General features: G+C 71.5%; 16 protein-coding genes. 3 read left to right on the top strand and 13 right to left on the bottom strand.

Going from position 1 to position 15835, the window contains the following annotated elements; genetic code table 11:
- Positions 1 to 17: 17 nt before the first annotated feature.
- From ACFT2C_RS04825 to ACFT2C_RS04805, 5 genes are read right to left on the bottom strand one after another with little or no spacing between them, the layout of a single operon-like run.
- Complete coding sequence (locus ACFT2C_RS04825) at positions 18 to 314, bottom strand: hypothetical protein (RefSeq protein ID WP_377205869.1); 297 nt, start codon at positions 312 to 314, stop codon at positions 18 to 20.
- Positions 315 to 358: 44 nt separating this feature from the next.
- Positions 359 to 1051: a hypothetical protein gene (locus tag ACFT2C_RS04820; protein WP_377205868.1), complete on the bottom strand. Its 693-nt coding sequence runs from the start codon at positions 1049 to 1051 to the stop codon at positions 359 to 361.
- Between the two features lie 42 nt (positions 1052 to 1093).
- On the bottom strand, positions 1094 to 2083 hold the full coding sequence (locus ACFT2C_RS04815) for a hypothetical protein (protein WP_377205867.1): 990 nt from the start codon (positions 2081 to 2083) through the stop codon (positions 1094 to 1096).
- On the bottom strand, positions 2080 to 3096 hold the full coding sequence (locus tag ACFT2C_RS04810; RefSeq protein ID WP_377205866.1) for a hypothetical protein: 1017 nt from the start codon (positions 3094 to 3096) through the stop codon (positions 2080 to 2082). The genes ACFT2C_RS04815 and ACFT2C_RS04810 overlap by 4 nt, the downstream gene beginning before the upstream one ends.
- Complete coding sequence (locus ACFT2C_RS04805) at positions 3093 to 3596, bottom strand: hypothetical protein (protein WP_377205865.1); 504 nt, start codon at positions 3594 to 3596, stop codon at positions 3093 to 3095. Before ACFT2C_RS04805 ends, ACFT2C_RS04810 begins: the two co-directional genes overlap by 4 nt.
- Positions 3597 to 3755: 159 nt before the next feature.
- Here ACFT2C_RS04805 and ACFT2C_RS04800 point away from each other — a divergent pair, with 159 nt between their 5' ends.
- Positions 3756 to 4448: a hypothetical protein gene (locus ACFT2C_RS04800; RefSeq protein WP_377205864.1), complete on the top strand. Its 693-nt coding sequence runs from the start codon at positions 3756 to 3758 to the stop codon at positions 4446 to 4448.
- 53 nt (positions 4449 to 4501) lie between these two features.
- Here the strand turns inward: ACFT2C_RS04800 and ACFT2C_RS04795 are convergent, their stop codons facing one another.
- The 8 genes from ACFT2C_RS04795 to ACFT2C_RS04760 all read right to left on the bottom strand — a co-directional run bounded on the left by ACFT2C_RS04795 (position 4502) and on the right by ACFT2C_RS04760 (position 14101).
- Positions 4502 to 5527, bottom strand: coding sequence for a hypothetical protein (locus tag ACFT2C_RS04795; RefSeq protein ID WP_377205863.1), 1026 nt, complete (start codon positions 5525 to 5527; stop codon positions 4502 to 4504).
- Between the two features lie 82 nt (positions 5528 to 5609).
- The gene (locus tag ACFT2C_RS04790; RefSeq protein WP_377205862.1) at positions 5610 to 6578 is read right to left on the bottom strand and encodes a hypothetical protein; all 969 of its coding nucleotides are present in this window, start codon (positions 6576 to 6578) and stop codon (positions 5610 to 5612) included.
- A 293-nt stretch (positions 6579 to 6871) separates the two neighbouring features.
- Entirely contained in the window at positions 6872 to 7924 is a 1053-nt protein-coding gene (locus ACFT2C_RS04785) for a hypothetical protein (RefSeq protein WP_377205861.1), read from the bottom strand.
- Positions 7925 to 8005: 81 nt separating this feature from the next.
- Positions 8006 to 9097: a hypothetical protein gene (locus tag ACFT2C_RS04780; protein ID WP_377205860.1), complete on the bottom strand. Its 1092-nt coding sequence runs from the start codon at positions 9095 to 9097 to the stop codon at positions 8006 to 8008.
- 213 nt (positions 9098 to 9310) lie between these two features.
- Positions 9311 to 10294, bottom strand: a complete 984-nt coding sequence (locus ACFT2C_RS04775; protein ID WP_377205859.1) for a hypothetical protein — start codon at positions 10292 to 10294, stop codon at positions 9311 to 9313.
- Positions 10291 to 12207, bottom strand: coding sequence for a type IV secretory system conjugative DNA transfer family protein (locus ACFT2C_RS04770; RefSeq protein ID WP_377205896.1), 1917 nt, complete (start codon positions 12205 to 12207; stop codon positions 10291 to 10293). Before ACFT2C_RS04770 ends, ACFT2C_RS04775 begins: the two co-directional genes overlap by 4 nt.
- A 23-nt stretch (positions 12208 to 12230) precedes the next feature.
- Positions 12231 to 12962, bottom strand: a complete 732-nt coding sequence (locus tag ACFT2C_RS04765) for a hypothetical protein (RefSeq protein WP_377205858.1) — start codon at positions 12960 to 12962, stop codon at positions 12231 to 12233.
- Positions 12959 to 14101 (bottom strand): ImmA/IrrE family metallo-endopeptidase, encoded by a 1143-nt coding sequence (locus ACFT2C_RS04760; protein WP_377205857.1) that lies wholly within the window; start codon positions 14099 to 14101, stop codon positions 12959 to 12961. Before ACFT2C_RS04760 ends, ACFT2C_RS04765 begins: the two co-directional genes overlap by 4 nt.
- Positions 14102 to 14251: 150 nt before the next feature.
- Here ACFT2C_RS04760 and ACFT2C_RS04755 point away from each other — a divergent pair, with 150 nt between their 5' ends.
- Both ACFT2C_RS04755 and ACFT2C_RS04750 read left to right on the top strand, forming a co-directional pair.
- Positions 14252 to 14782 carry a hypothetical protein gene (locus ACFT2C_RS04755; protein ID WP_377205856.1) on the top strand — a complete coding sequence of 177 codons (531 nt, stop codon included), beginning with the start codon at positions 14252 to 14254 and terminating at the stop codon, positions 14780 to 14782.
- A 188-nt stretch (positions 14783 to 14970) separates the two neighbouring features.
- The gene (locus tag ACFT2C_RS04750; protein WP_377205855.1) at positions 14971 to 15711 is read left to right on the top strand and encodes a VOC family protein; all 741 of its coding nucleotides are present in this window, start codon (positions 14971 to 14973) and stop codon (positions 15709 to 15711) included.
- The last annotated feature ends 124 nt before the right edge of the window (positions 15712 to 15835 follow it).

Raw genomic sequence — 15835 nt, 5'->3', positions numbered from 1 at the left:
GTCGGCGGCGGGTGATGTCAGAGCCCGGGCGTGTCCGGGTCGGGCCGAGTTCCTGGGGTCGGGCGACCGGGACCCGCGGTCGGTGGGTGGCCGGGCGACGGCGGGCGTGGTGCGTTGGAGCGCGGGGGTCTTTCTTGGGCGTACAGCCTGTCGTCGATGGCGATATCGGTGTGGGTCGCCAGCGCGTCGGACAGGGCACGGCCGAAGTCTCCGCCGAGCGGGGCCACGGTTGTCAGGTCGGGTTCGACCGGGTCGGGGACGATGTTGCCCACCGCTGCCCAGGGCGCGGTGGCGTAGCACTCGTTGATGAGCATGTCCGGGACGTCATGGACGTGCACTCGGCTGCGGTCGATGAACTTCAGGCCGCCCGGTGCGTGGCCGGGTTCGCGGCGTCGTAGCAGGAGCAGATCGACGGGGCTGTCCAGCAGGGGGCTTTGCGCAGCGCGGACGCGGGCAGCCGCGCGGCCGCGATCAGGTCGGCGTGCCGGGCGATCGAGCGGCGCGGCTGGGCGTCGGTGCCGTCCAGGAGCTGGCGGTGGGCCAGGGTGACCAGAAGCCCGCCGGGGCGCAGCCAGTCCAGGGTGTCCCGGATGACCTGGTGGTGGGCCAGAGTGACGTCGATCTTGTTCTCTCGCGTCAGGGCCCGGGTGTCGGCCAGGGGGATGTTGGCGAGGACGAGGTCGGCGCGGCCGATGTCGTCATCGAGTGCCGGGCGCAGGCGCAGGCCGTGGTGCGGCGACTGGCCGGCACCGGGCAGGTCGGTGGCGAGGGTGTCGCCGACCTCGTAGCCGTCGAGGTAGTCCGCCACGCGAGGTGAGCCGGGTGGCGCGCCGGCCAGCAGATCGATGTCCGAGCCGATGGCCAGAAGCCGTCCGGTCGTGTACTCAAGGGCCTTCAGGTGCGGCCACAGCTGGGCCGCGATGTTCCGGTGCGCGTCAGTGGCCGGGGTGCCGTAGTGCTTGTTCTTGGCGAGGACCTCCAGGAGCATGTCCGGGTCGGCCTGGACGACTTCCACCGTGGGTTCCTCGAATTCGTCTTCCTCGAATGCCATGGCGTCTTCCTCCTGTTCATTCGTGATCGGGGTGCTCTGTGGTCACAGTTCGGGGCCGGGCTGCTCGTACTGCGGCCTCGGTGTGCCGCGCCTGAGCGTTGGGGCAGGTGAGGCTGGGCTGGCGCCTGACGCGCTGGGACGGTGCATGTCGTGCTGGTGGGAGATCTCGCCGAACGCGCTCTTCAGCCGTCGCGGCCAGGTGAGGTCGGGGTCGTGGACGGCCAGCTGCTTCATGCCCCAGTAGTCGGTGCCCACCTGTCGGGTCCCCAGGACCCGTTCGGGATGCTCGGTGAAGTAGGTGCTCTCGTGCAGGCCGTCCTGGGGCGACCACTGCACGCCGGGGAACCGCAGGTCCGGGTCGGGGTGCGGGCTGGGGCGGCGGCGCAGGACCAGGACGTCCACCGGGGCGTCACAGGCCGGTGCCGCCCGTAGGGCGTTCGAGGGCAGCCGGACCGCGCCGAGGAAGTCAGCCATCCCTGCCAGACGCGCCCAGCGCCCTGGGTCGGGGAAGTCCAGGACGGAGTGGTTGACCAGGAACACGGCATGCCCGCCGGGCACGAGACCGGTCAGGGCCTCGCTGGCCTGGATGTGGAATTGGTGGTGCCGCATCGCGCGGGCCTCGCGGCTGCGCAGGCGGACGTCGTTGTGCGGCATCGAGGCGACTGCGACGTCGAACGTGCGCGAGGTGGCGAGGTCGAGGGGGTAGCGCGTGATCGGGAACGCATTTCCGGTGGTCTGCGGCCGCGGGCCCGTGAGGGTGCCCTGCCACCGGTCATACACCGGAAAGCCATCGGCGTCTCGCGGTTCGGGGCGCGACGGGTCGCCGGTCAGGATGATCTGCGGGTCGGCCCCGAACGCGAGAGCACGGCCGCCGGCCGGTGCGCCCAGACCGTGGAGCAGCGGCCAAAGGATCCCGGCGAGTCGTGCGTGCGAGTCCGTGGCGTCGGCGTACGTGTGCGCTTTCATCGCCGCGATGTCGGCCTGCGCGAGGACCTCCTGCTGTTCTGCTCCGAGGTTCATCTCGTGGTTCATGAGGCGCCTTCCTCGTCCGTGGTGTCCGACTCGTGGCGGTCGCCGCCCCGTGCCGTGGCGGCGGGGGTTCCGGGAAGGTGCCAGGCTTCGCGCAGGCGCTCGATCCGGTGGGCGCGGGCCTGCGCGATCTCGGCCTGGGCCTCGACCTCGATCTGGCGGCGCCGGGTGACGTCGTCGGCGACGAACACGGCGAAGTCCGCCGCCCGGTCGGTGACGGCGACCGGGGCCGGGCTCTTCGGGGCCGGCTCGCCGGGCCAGGTGGTGCGGCGGGTGGGCCGGTCCTCGGTCAGGGTGGTGCCGCACCGCTGTACCCAGTCCCGCAGCCGGCGCCGGGAGTCGCCCAGGTCCCGCAGCCACATCAGCGGCGAGCCCGGGTGGGCGTCGGGAGCATGCGCGGCCAGCCACGCGGTGCGCAGCGCGGACAGCTCCCAGACCAGCTCGGTGTGCCGGTGCCACAGCGGCGGCAGCTCCTGCGGTGTCAGCCCGAAGGCGTCGCGCAGCCAGTACACGAACGCGTCCAGCTGCCACCACTCCTGCTCGGCCCGCTCGGCATCCAGGGTGTTCCAGTTGATCGGCACCACCGGCTCCGGCTCAGGCGAGGGCAGCAGGCCCGCGCCCGAGGCCGGCTCGAACCCGCCGAGCACCACACTGTCTCCCTGATGGTCGGCGGTGCCCGCGCCAGCAAGACCCGTGCCGTCCGTCTCGTCCTCGAGACCATTCGCGCTGTCGTCCTCGTCGGTCATCTCGACCATGTCGCCCAGGGACTCCAGGTCGGGCAGGGGGTCTCCGGGGCGCCAGCCCAGCATCCGCAGCAGCGTCTCTTGCGGGCCATCCAGTGCGGCGTCTTGTAGTGCGGCGAGCTCTTCCGCTGCTCCCGCGTCGTCTGGTCGGGTGGGCGATCCGGTGCTGTCCGCGCGGACACCGGCCTCTCGGGGTGGACAGTCAGCGGTCGGGTGGTCGTGGCCGGGGACGGCACCGGGGATGTCGGGTATCTCGTCCTGGTTTGCGCTCATGACGTCCTGCCGGTACCGGCGGGTGCGCTTGAGGGGCCTGCCGGGCGTAGCCGGCGTCGGGTGCGGGTGATCTTGTACCGGGTGCGTGCGGCGTCGTGCCCGAGACGGCGGGCGACGAACTCGTGGCACCGCACCTTCTCGCCGTCGCGCGTGATGTCGAAGCTGTTGACGTGCCCGGAGGCGATGAACGCGTCACCGGGGCGGAACCGGGTCCGGGCCCGCTGGGTGCCTTCGTGAAACACGACCAGGTCGCACGTGACGACCTGGCCGGGTGTGAACGTCTCGCCCTCAAGCCGCCACTGCTGAGCCCGCACGGTGGCCCGCAGCACCGGGATCCCGGTCCGGGTGGTCCCCGGCTGCAGCCCGGTCAGGAACACGCCCTCCAGGCTCTGCCTGGTCGGGACCGCTCCGCCCTGGGTCTGCGTGGTCGCGCTCTGCGTGCTCGGGCTCTGCGTGCTCGGGCTCTGTGTGTTCGGGCTCTGTCTGGTGGGGTTGGTCATGATCGCTCCCTGCCCCGTGAGGTCCTTCGACACCCGGTGGGTGTCCGTGGTCAGGGGCCAGGTGCACGCCGGGCACCATCAGCACGGCGGGACTCACGTGTCCTCGACCGAGGTGCCGCTGCCAGCACAGTTCTCAGACCACCGCGTATCATCGAACGCATGTTCGAATCGGGCGGAGTGTCGGCGCTGGAGACGGCGCGCACCGCGCTGCACTCGGTGGAGCGGCGCGTCGGCGTGCGACACCGTTCCGAAGGGCTCTCGCCTGTTCGCCAGCACCCGGAGCCGCTGACCGGTCTGCTACCCGACGGCGAGCTCCCGGCCGGAGCAGCCGTGGTGGTGAAGGGTTCGGCGGGTCTGCTGGGCTGGCTGCTCGGTGCCACTCAGCACGGCGGGTGGCTCGTGGTGGTCGGCTGGCCCGAGCTCGGTGTGGTGGCGCTGGCCGAGGCCGGGGTCGACCTGGAGCGCATGCTCACCGTCCCGGATGTGCGCGGCCAGGCTCCTGCGGTCCTGGCCGCTCTCATCGGTGGTATCGACCTGGTCGTGGTCGGCGGCGGCGTCCGGGTGACCGGGCCGGAGCAGCGGCGGCTGCTGGCCCGTGCCCGGCAGCACGGCACGACCATCCTCAGCCCTCAGGCCTGGACCGGCGCGGCCCTTGGCCTCCACATCGAGGCCGCCACCAGAGGCGGCATGGACCGGGGTGACGGGTACCTGCGCGAAGCCAGGCTGACGGTCTGGCGCCACACGGCGGCCGACGGGCCGGGCCGCCGGTTCACGGTCGAGCGTGACCAAGACGGCACCATTGCCGTTCACGCGTCCGCGCACGCGGTCGGTGCGCGTACCTCGGCCGGGTAGCCGGCTCGCGACACCGGGCGCGCGTCTGTCCAGGCAGCCGGCCCCGCAGGCTGTCACAGGCTCATGGTGGCCTGCGAGGTGTCGGACCCGCCTCGATCATAGGGCGTGGTCGGCTCGAGGCGATGTTCGGGTTGTGTGCTCAGGTGGCCTGGGGCGGTCAGCTTCAGCTGGGTGGCGGCGCCGCCGATCAGCTTGAACGCGTCCTGCATCTGCTGTCCCAGGCCGGCCCGGTCACCGGCGGGGACCATCAGTAGCGAGGCGTCGGGGCCGGGCAGGACACGGCCCAGGACGTTGCCGGGGTGGGTGGCGAAGTACTCATTGACGCGCGCCCATCGGTCGCCGACCCGGACCGTGGACAGATCGGTAAACCCCGGTCCCGTGCTGCGCGTCCCGTGGGATCGGCGGCGCAGCATGACGACGTCGACCCCGGTGCCTGTCCCATTAGGGGAGGCGCGGGGTGGCAGGCGCAGGGCGCCGACCAGGTCGGCCTGACGTGCCAGGGCCTGGCGCCCGGTGGGGTCGGGACTGTCCAGGACCTGGGGATGGACCAGCGAGACGCTGATCCCGCCCCTGGTGGACAGCGTGATGGCCTGGGTGAGGTACTCGGTCCCGTAATCGGCCAGGGCCTGCCCCTGGCCTGGTGTCGTGCCTGCTGCGCGGCTTGGGGTCTGGCGTGTTGTGGTGGGCCATTGCTTGAACGGGACGTCCTGCAGCACGACGTCGAGCTGCCCGCGGTACTCGGGCAGCCGCGGCAGGTCGGCAGGAAGGTGCTGCAACTGGATGTCGTAGTGTCCTGACGCGTCGGGGATGGTCGCGACGAAGGCGCGGTACCCGGCGGGAGCGCCGCTCGGTCGCAGGTGAGGTGGGCGACCAGCCAGGGCGTCGCTGTTGGCACCCCGCCCGCCCACGAACCCGGCCTGGTATCCCAGCGTCCGCAGGACCGGCCACAAGTGCCGGCCGACCTGCCAGGCGTCAGCGATCGCCGCCGGGTCACCCGCACCCAGGCCACGAAGCAACGCCGCCTCTGACAGGCGCCCGGTAGTGCCGGAGGTGGGGCTGGTGGTGGTCGTGGTGTTCATGAGTCTGCTCCTGTCGCTTGACGGTTCCGATCGCTCGATCCGTTGCTGCTCGGTGATGCGTTTCCGGCTGCCCGCGGTCGCCTTACAGGTGCGGGAGGGACCGGTCCGTGGCCTGCGGTGAGCGGTCACGGTTCCGTGCCGGTGCGACCGAATGCGGCGCGGGGTTGGACGCGGGCTGGGCGGCGATGCCAGGTGTGATCCCCGTCCGGGCTGCTGGTGCGTGGATGCGGGCGATCTGGTCAAGCACCCGCGGCAGGCGGGCCTTCCAGGTCTCTTGGGGGTCCTGGACGGTGAGCCATTCCTGGTCCCACCGGTCGGTCCGGGCCATCGGCAGGCCCAGCACGTGGTCGCGATGTGACCGGTAGTAGGTGGTGACCGGGACCCCGGTGCCCGGCATCCACCGCGCGCGCGGCACCGCGAACTCCGGTTGAGGACTGGAACCGGGGGGTCGGCGGCGGAAGATCATCAGGTCGGCCGGGGCGTCGCACTGGTCCTCGGCGCGCAGCGCGTGGGAGGGCAGGCGTGCGGCGCCGAGGAAGTCCGCGACCTGGCCGGCGGGGTCCCAGGGGTTGTAGTCGGAGTCGTCCAGGCCGGAGTTGTCCAGGATCGAGTGGCTGGCCAGCGCGAACACGAGCCCGCCCGGGCTGGCACCGTCTAGAGCCTGGGCCAGCTCTTCGTGGAACCGGCGCTGCTGGTAGGACCACGCGAACTGGCTGCGCATGTGCACGTCCACGCCGACCTGGGAGATGACCTGGACGGCGAACGGGCCACGGGCGCCGGTCCCGGCCGGTTCGGGTGTGGCGTTCACGGCGTAGGCGGGGTAGGGCCAACGGGGCGGGACCCGGGCCCGCCACGGGACCGGCCCCTCCCACAACCTGGAGGCTGGGTCGTGCCGGCCGAGAGGTGCGGTGCCGACCAGCTGCGCGGAGCCCTGCCCGGTGACCAGGACGTGCCCGCCGGGCGGAACTCCCAGGCTCTGAGCCGTGTGCCAGATTTCCTGGGCCAGGAACCGGTGCCCGCCGGTCGCATCCGCACGCGCGTGCGCAGTCATCGCGACAAGATCGGCGGCGACCAACCGCTTTTCGTATCGATCACTCATCGCACACCACCAGCGGGCGCCGCGGACGGTGCGTGCGTTGTGGCCCGGTCCGGGCCGATGTCGACCGGTAGATCCTGGTCATGACACCCTCCTCGGCTGGTGTGTGCTGCGGACCTCGTGACGTCCGGGTGTGCCGTCCGCGCGACGAGCAGCCGCACTCGTCCGCTGCTGCTTCTGGTGTCGAGGTGTGGCTCGGGCACCACTCCCGAGGGGCTGCGCCGCTACTGGCGCTGGGAGAGGGGTTGTTAGAGATCCGGGCCGTCGGCCGGGTCGGCTGGTCTACCGGGGGATCGGCCCGGGCCGGGACGCGGGGCAGAGCGTGGAGTGCTCGCCCCGTCCGCAAGGCCATTGATGGCGACTGTGGCGATCTGGTCGAAAGCGACCTGCAGCAACCGGCCCAGTGGCTCGAACCCGGGGCCGACCGTGAAGCCGCTCTTCTGGGCCGCGCCCAGCACGCCGAGCACGTGGTGGGGGTTGTCGAGCCAGTACTCGTTCAGGTGCCCGCGGCTCGAGTCGCTGATCACGTCGCGCGATGCCGGGATGCCGGAGCCTGACTCGCCCGGGCGGCGGTGGTACAGGAACAGGACGTCGGTCGGGCCCTGGGCGTTGCTGTCCGGTCGCATCGTGCCGCCCGGCAGGCGGACGGCGCCGACCAGGTCGGCCTTCTCGGCCACGGCCTGGCGCAGGTCGGGATCGGGGTCGTCCAGGAACACCGGGTTGACCAGGGCGACGGTGAACCCGCCCGGGACGGTCCGCGCCAGCGCACCGGCAAGCAGGTCCCGGTGATAGGTGCCCAGGCGACCGCGTCGGCCGGGGTCGAACAGGGCGACGTCGTGATAGGGCAGATTGACCAGCACCAGGTCGTACCGGCCCGGGTCAGCGTGCGTGCCGGGCTCGTGCAGCGGCAGGTCCTGGTGCAGCCACCGGTCGGCGGGTGGGATCGGGGTGTGGAACGTCAGGTGACGCTGCGGGTCGCGCGGGTAATGGGGATGCGGGCCGCGCCCGGCCAGCATGTCGGCGTCCACACCCGTGGCCAGCAAGTGCCCGGTGAGGCGCCCGGTGGCGCGCGTAATGGACTTCAGGGCCGGCCACAGGTGGATCGCGATCTGCCAGTGCTGGTCGACTGCCGAGATCCCGTCGTGCGCAGACAGGCCCCTCGCGTCCATCACAGCGGTCAGCCGCTCCATCAGGTTCCGGTCCGGGTCGAGCGGGCCCATGATCATCGCGATGCGATCGAAACCGTCCTCGTGGCCGTCTTCCGGTCCGTCCGACTGACGGTCGCCCTGGTGGTCGTCCATGGTGTTCTCCTCCATGTTGTCCGGGTCGACTTCTTGGCCGGGTGGTCCTTGTCGTGGCCGGCCTGTCGGGCGGCTTGTGTTTCACAGCTGCGGGCGTGGTTCGTCCTGCCCGACCGGAGGCGGACTCAGAGGTCCGTGCGTCGGGCGGGCCTGGCCGGCGCACGGCGGACGCGAAAGGTCGGCTCCGGGCGCATCGCCGGGGCCTGCCTCCGGGGCGTGCGGTGGAGCGCCTGGGTCGTCGCCCGGCGCGCCGGTTCCTGCGCTGGGCGGTGTGCTGGGACGAGCGGTCAGGCCATGTGCGGCGGCGTTGCGTACGATCTCGGCCAGGGTCGTGCGCAGGTCCTGTGCCAGGGGGATCATGTCGGGCTCGACCGTGAGCCGCGGCGGGCCCGATGGCATGGGGCGCAGGACCGGGCGGCCGAGCACGTCGCCGATCCGGTCGTGGAAGTACTCGTTCAGGTGGACCGGGACGCCGTCCAGCGGGAGCTGGACGCTGGCCTCGAACCTGGCTCCGCCTGCGGGCTGGTCGTCGGGGCGGCGGCGCAGCAGCAGGAGGTCGACCGGGCTGTCGCACCCGGGTACGTTCCGCAGCGCCCCGCCCGGCAGGCGCGCGGCGCCGAGCAGGTCGGCCAGAAGGGTAATGCCTCGTCTCGGTCCGGGATCGGCGGCGTCCATAACGTCCGCACTGACCAGGGCGGCGACCAGGCCACCCGGGGCGGTGTGGGCCAACGAACTGAGCAGGTCCTGGTTGTGCTCCTGCCACCTGGCGTGACGCAGCTTGCCGTCGTGGTGGACGACGTCGGAGAAGGACGCGTTGAGGAACACGACGTCGAACCGGCCGGGCACGTAGCCAGGCTCGAATCGGACCAGCCGCAGGCGGGTATGCGGCCACCCGGGACGTGGGATGTCGGCCTGCAGCCGACCGTCCCGCACGGGCGGCCCGGAGCGCTCGTCGGCCGGGACGCCGGCCAGCACTTCGGGATCGACTCCGCGCAGCAGCATCCGCCCGCCGGTCACGCCCAGGGCGCGCAGCGCGACCCAGACGTGTTCGGCCAGCAGCGCGTGCGCAGCGGCCGCGCTGGTGTGCGTGTGGTCGTGCATGGCCCACATGTCTGCCTGGACTGCCGGGTGGCCCAGCGGGAACGACCTGTCGTCAGGGAACGCGGTGCTCACCGGGAGCTCCTTCCGCACGGGTTTGCGGTAGGACAGGTGCGCGGGCCGCGTCGTGCAGGCCGTGCCGGTTGCGTGGCGCACGGGCAGGTCGAGACCGCTGCGGTCGTGGACCCCGCCTGCAGCCCGGAAAGGGCCGGCGACCAGGTCAAGGTCAGCCTGGTGGTCGGGTGACCTCTGCTGGATGTGACCGGACGGCTCGGCAGGCCAGGCCGCTCAGAGGCCGATATCCGGCTCCTGGGGACGGGGACGTTCGGGTTGGTGGGGCTGTCGCGGCGGTCGGTCGACAGGCGTACGGGCCCCGGGGCCGGCTGTCAGGTTCCGGCGTCGTGCGGAGCGCACGATCTGGTGGAGCGCTCCTCTCAGCTCGTCGCCCAGGGGCCGTCCGCTGGCCCGGACCGAGAGCCGAGGCGGCCCCCCGGGCATGGGCCGGGCCCCGATGGTGCCGAGCACTCGCTCGGGGTACTCGACGAAGTGCTCGTTGAGGTGTTCGTGGTCGCGGCTGTCACCGGCGGGGAGAAGGTGCGCGACCTGCAGGAACGTGGTCTGGATGGGTGTCTCGTCGTCCAGGCGGCGTCGCACCAGGATCAGGTCCGTGGGGGTGTCGCAGCCGGCGATGTTGCGCAGCGCGCCGTCCGGGAGCCGGACGGCGCCCAGCACGTCGCCCAGAGTGGTGATCGCCTCCCGCACGACGTACCGGGGGTCGTCCAGGACGTCCCGGGGCATCAGCGCAACCAGGAATCCGCCGGGGATGGTCCGGGAAAGGCCGGTCAGCAGGTTCAGGTAGTGGGACTGCAACAGGTGCTCACGCAGACCCGGATCGTGGAAGGTGACGTCCGCGAGGTGCGCGTTGTGGATCACGACGTCGTAGACGCTGCCCGGCTCGTCGACCAGCGATTCTTCCACCGGACCGTCGTCGTCGAAAGCGCCGGGCCCTTCCGGCGGGATGTCGGCCACGAGGATCCCGATGCCGTCGCTGTCCCAGGCCTGGACACGTTCGCGCGGCAGCCGCGCGAACTCGTGGGCATCGACGCCGGTGACGAGCATCCGCCCGTGGACCGCGCCCAGGGCGCGCAGCGCGCGCCAGATCCGGAAGCCGACCATGGCGTGGGCAGCGGACGCATCGGTCTGGGTGTGGTCAGCCACGGCTCGGACGTCGGCCCGGCGTCGTACCGACAGGATCGCATCGTCGTCCATCACGGATGCTCCTTCGCCTCTGCGGGCTCGTCTGCCTGCTCCGGGACTTGCTTCGGTGTGCCCGGCGGCTTGTCCTGTGGGGAGACGGGGTGCGGTGTGGTGAGCTCCCCGAGAATCCCGTCGGGCAGGAGGCCGTAACCGGGGTCGGCAGCACCACCGCGTCGAGCTCGAATGGCGGTGGCCTGCAGGAGGGTCTCGACCTGCGTGCGGTCGTCCGTGAGCTGGGCGGCGTCGGGCCGGGCGGTCCAGGTGCGCAGGTCGGCGATGATCGGCGGGGCGGCACGCAGCAGGACCAGGCTGATCCCGAACGGCAACATGCGGATCGCTTGTGGCGGCAGGATCGCCACCCGGCGCACCGACCGCTGCACGGATCGGGAGCCGTGGTCGCCGCGGGTGTGGGTGTCGGTGAACTCGTCCCGCTCCCCGATCAGCGTGGAGAAGTCGGCCAGGTCCTTCGGCGACGACGACCCACCCAGGACGATCTTGACGATCGCGGCGTCCCAGATCGCGTTGGCGGCGTTCTCGCCCCACTTGTCCCGCGCCTGCGACAGGGACTGCAGCACCGGCATCGTAGTCAGCCCGGTGCCGCCGCCCTCCGCCATTAGCGTCGGAAGGGACGGCAAGGGCGCGAGGTTCCCGATCTCGTCCAGCGCCAGTAGTAACGGCGGATCCAGGCGGGCGCCGGGGGAGGCGGCCGCGAGGTGGCGTGCGGTCTCGACCAGGTCCTCGATGAAAGCAGCCACCAGCGGTCCGGACGTGACCGACCCGGCGCCGGTCGCCAACAAGTACAAGGTCCCGTTGTTCCGCAGGAACTCCTGCGGGTCGAACGACTCGTCCGGTGCGGGGGAGACGGTGTCCAGCACGCGAGGGTCGGCCAGGCACGCCAGCGCCTGCTTCACCCCCATCCACGCCGAGTCCCTGGTGCGGGGGTCGGCCTGGATGATGGACTCCAGCGACTGTCCCCACCCGGTGGCAGCGTCCGGGTGCGAGGCCAGGATCGCCGCTGCGTCCTCGGCCGCCGACGGCGAGTTGGACCACGCGAACAGGTCCCTTGCGGTGCGGCCGTCCAGGGCAGCGGCGTGCAGCATGGCCTGCAGGGCGGAGCGGGTCATGCCTTCCCAGAACCCGCCGTTCTCCGTCCCACCCCCACCGAGCCCGGTGGCCGAGGCCAGGCCGGTGGCGCGGATCATCGCGGTGAGCGGGTCCTCGCAGCCGCGCACGATCGACCAGCGCAGCCCGGCCGGCAGACCCTTGGCCAGGTGCTGCGGATCGAACACGGCGACCGGTCCGACACGTTCGCGGGCTTTGAGGGTCACGGTGAGCGCGTCGGGGCGGGTGGAGGTGGCGACCACGGCACCGGGTGCATCCAGGATCGCGTTGACCACCATGTGCAGGCCCTTGCCCGACCGGGGCGGTCCCAGCACGAGGAGGGAGTCCTCGACCGAGGCCCATACCCCCTGCCCGTGCGCGGTCCCGAGCTGGTACCCGACCTGCGACGGAGTGGGCTTGCGCAGCGAGGGGCGCAGAGTCTTCGACCGCTTGAGAAGGGTGCGCTGGGACGCGGCGTGCGCGACGTCGCGCCGGGTAGCGGTGCCGGGGGTGTGGTGCGGCGAGCGGGCCTGCCGGTGGTTCATCCCGGCCACGGCCCGCGCTATCAGCCACGCCACCGCGCCGGCGGCGGCCAGGAGCAGGAAAGTGGCAACCCAGTACGCGACCGGGTGCAGACCGTCGGCACCGAGCACGCTTCCTGGGTCTGCCGGGTGGGCCAGCACTTCGAGCCCGGCCAGAGCTCCGCTGGCAGGCTGGCTCGCCCCGGTGACGCACGCGGCGAGCGTGCCCGCAGCGCGCAGCACCACGGACAGGCCGACAAGGGCACCCAGGCCGATCAGCGCGAGGTCGGTCAGGTCGTCGCCCATCTCCCGCGACGGCGCCGACGCCTTCACAGCGCACCTATCCCGGTATCAGGGGACTCCGGCGCCTGAGATGTCGCGCGCGTCGGCGTCGGAGCGGGTCGCGGGCCGGGCCGGCGCCGCGCGTCATGACTGGGCTGCCCGAAGGCCCGGCGGGCGGATTGGGGAGCGGCACCGCCGCCGGAGGTCTGGGTGGCTACTCGTATGTCGGTGGGCGGATGCGCGGCGGGCAGCTGGCCGAACGGGATAGTGGTGCCGGAGTCTTGCCCGTGGACCAGCAGGTTGCGCGTCCTGGTACCCAGAGCGGCCGGCAGCTGGAAATGCACCAGGCCGTGCTCGTCGGCGTGGGCATAGCCCACGATCGCGGTGACCACCACCGGCTCACCCGGCGCGAATCGCCCCGCCCCACCCCCGGTCGTTGCCTCGGAGCCGGGCCCGGAGTTCTGTGGGTTGCCAGCACCCGGGCGATCGCTCGGGTCCGGGTGCTGGTAGCTGTCGGGGTCGACGATGTCGGCGTACTCGTGCCCGCCGTCGACCACCTCGACCAGCACCGGGGTGTTCAGCTCGTTCGCGATCTGTTGCCGGGCCCACCTGACATCGCTGCGCCCCAGCGAAACCGCCCCAGCGCGCTGCGGTGCGACCTCGCCGGCCTGGGTAGGGGGCTGCCAGGGCCGGTCGTCGACCGTGACGGCCAGGTGCCCGTCCGGGTCGACCTCGAACCGTGCGCGGGGCAGCGTCACCGGTACCGGTCGGCCGTTCACAGCCCCGGCCCCTGAACCTGTGCGCCGGCCTCAGGCCGGGCCGACCCGTCGTCGGGCGACGCTGCGGCCCAGGGCGCGCGGACGGATGCCGTGCGCCCGGCCGTAGCAGCCGCTGCCTGGCCCTGATGGTGTCCATGTTCCTGGTCAGCTGCGGGGAGCTTCCCGTCGGGGACCTGCAGGGTCTCCAGGCGGTCCAGGATCGCAATGGCGGCCTTGCGCACCCGTTCGGCCGTGGCCTGGACTACTTCGACCGGAGAGGACCCCCGGACCGAGGAGGCCCAGCCCGAGACGTAGGGGATGGTGTATTGGTCGGTCGGCATGCCGTGCGCGGCACCGATCGCTAGGGCGAAGGATTCGGCTTCGACCTCTGCGACGCCGCGGTGGACCACCGCATCGACGTCGTCGATGGAGTGCAAGGCGATGTGCCCAAGTTCGTGGGCCAGTGTCTTGGCGCGGGCGGCGGGGTCCATGTCCCGGCGCACGTGCACGGTGTGCTTGAGCCAGTGCGTCTGCCCGTTGGCGCCGTCCAGGTAGGCGGCGTCCGGGGCGTCCAGCAGCCGGAAGCCACGTTCGGCCACGATCTGGGCCAGGCCGTCCCACAGCCCGTCGGGTGCCGCGCCCTGTAGGAGCTGCGGCTGGGGCAGCTCGGCCAACGGCTTGCCGTGGGTCTGGCTGACATCCCAGACCCTGGCGGTGCCCATGCGGACCACCCGGGACTTGACGACCTCACCAGGCTTGGGGTGCTCGCCCTTCTTCAGATCCCGCCACGAGGTTGCGTTGTCCGGGGTGCGAGAGGCCATCCGGGCCTTGATCGGACGGAAGATCAAGGCACCGGGCTGGTCCTTGATCACGAAGCGGCCCAGCTTGTTCCACGTCTTGATCCCAGCCAAGAGGGTCGGGGTCGGGTGCGGCACGAGCCCCGCCGCGTGCAGAGCGAGATGGTGCTGGCGGATCAGGACGTTGTTCCCGAACGACCTGGCGCGGAACCGGGCCATGAACTCGATCGCGGCACGCCAGTCCTCGCCGGTGACCAGCTCCTGCACCGCGCCGGCCAGCTTGTCCTGCAGAGCCGCGACCTTCGCCTCGCCGGCCTCGCGGTCGGCAGCCTTCTGCTCGAGCGTGCGGGTGTCCTTGCCCATCCCTGCCTCCCCTGTGGTGTGGGGTCGACAGGTGCGAACGGGGCACCACGCCAGTCGTGCTGGCTATCCCCTCAGGGACCACCGGCGCGCCGTGGAAGCCTTGCGACCGGCGTGCTCGTACGGGAGTCGGCTAGGAGGGGGTAGCTAAAGGTGGGCTGGAACGAGGCAGCGTCGATCACATCGGCGCTGGCAGGTGTGGTCGCGGCGGTCGGCGCGCTGTACGCGAACCGTGTCGCCAGGCAGTCGCTGAACATGGGGCGCAGGGCGGCTCAGGCCGCGTTCGAGGACGGCGTGGCGATGCGAGTGCCCGTGGCGACGTTGCTGCTGACGCAACTCGAGTACCGCCGGTGTGATACCTGGTTGGAGACCGGCGAGAAACGGCTTCACCCTCCCCAGACCGACGCTGAGGCGCTGGAGGTCGTGGTCCGCGGACAGCTGGTCAACAATCTCGCGCAGGAAGTCCTGGTGATCTGCCGGGACCATCCGCGCTCAGGCAGGACAAGCTGGCGCGGCCTGCTGAACGAGTCGGTCTTCTTCCTCGACGGGAAGGAGATGACGCCGGGCCACGCGATCCTGCCCGCCGGCGCGGGCCACATTCTTGTGGGTGGATCGCCGCTCGCGCGGCCAATGGGCCGAGATCCACGACACCCACGCGATCGAGGGCTGGGCGCACGTCCTTGACCGCTTGCGTCGCGAGGGCACGTGTTTAGAGCCCGTTTCAGAATGGCTGGTCGGGCAGTTTGCGCCAGCAGATGGGTCCTGTGCTCACCCGCGATCTCGTCGAACCCGACCACGCGGCACGCGGTCGTCAGCTGCCCCAAGCTTTACTCCGTTGAAGGGTCCCGTCCCTCCCTGTCAGACTCGCTCGCATGCGGGCGGGCATCGAATGGACGACAGCATTCCTCGACCTACCCACCGGATCGTTCGACGAGGTGGTGGCGTTTTGGCGCGCGGTAACTGGCTATGACCAGTCGCCTTACCGTGGTGAGGCGTCGGAGTTCGCCACTCTGATCCCGACCACCGGGACTGACTTTCTCCGGGTCCAGCGTCTGGGTTCGGCGTCGGCTCGCGTTCACCTCGACCTGCACGTCGCCGACCCGACAACTGCCGCGGCGCGTGCGGTGCCGCTCGGGGCGGCAGTCGTCGCCGACGTCGGGTATGTCGTGATGCGATCACCCGGAGGCTTCGTGTTCTGCTTCGTGCCGAATCACGGGTCCATGGAGCGTCCGGCAGCGTCTCAGTGGGGGAGCTTGGTCGACCAGATCGCGCTCGATGTGCCGCCAGGGGTATGGGAGGCGGAGTGCGAGTTCTGGACGGCGCTGACCGGATGGCCACTCGCGTCGTCGGCCTTGCCCGAATTCCGATCCCTTGTACGGCCGATCGGGATGCCGCTGCGCATCCTGCTGCAGCGGCTCGAGTCGGAGCCAGACTCAGTCTCTGCCCACCTCGACATTGCCTGCGCCGACCGCGCACTGGAACTCGAGCGTCACCGCGAGCTCGGTGCCATCCACGTGGGTGATGGGCCACGGTGGTCGGTCCTTCGGGACCCGGCCGGCTCGCCGTATTGCCTGACCGACCGCGACCCCGCTACCGGGCTTCTGCCTGGCTAGCCTTCCGCTGTGCCGTGAAGGTGTCCTCCGGTCAGGTGTGAGGCGGTGCGGTGGAGTGGCAGCCGAGCCGTTTGGGTTTCGTCCGTGCCATCGCCGGTGCCGAGCCTGCTGGCGACGCCTTCGC

The sequence above is a fragment of the Promicromonospora sp. NPDC057138 genome (assembly GCF_042670845.1).
In the GTDB taxonomy this organism is placed as follows: Bacteria; Actinomycetota; Actinomycetes; order Actinomycetales; family Cellulomonadaceae; genus Promicromonospora.
Note: the sequence above shows the minus strand (reverse complement) of the source record. Positions and strands in the feature narration are given on the sequence as shown.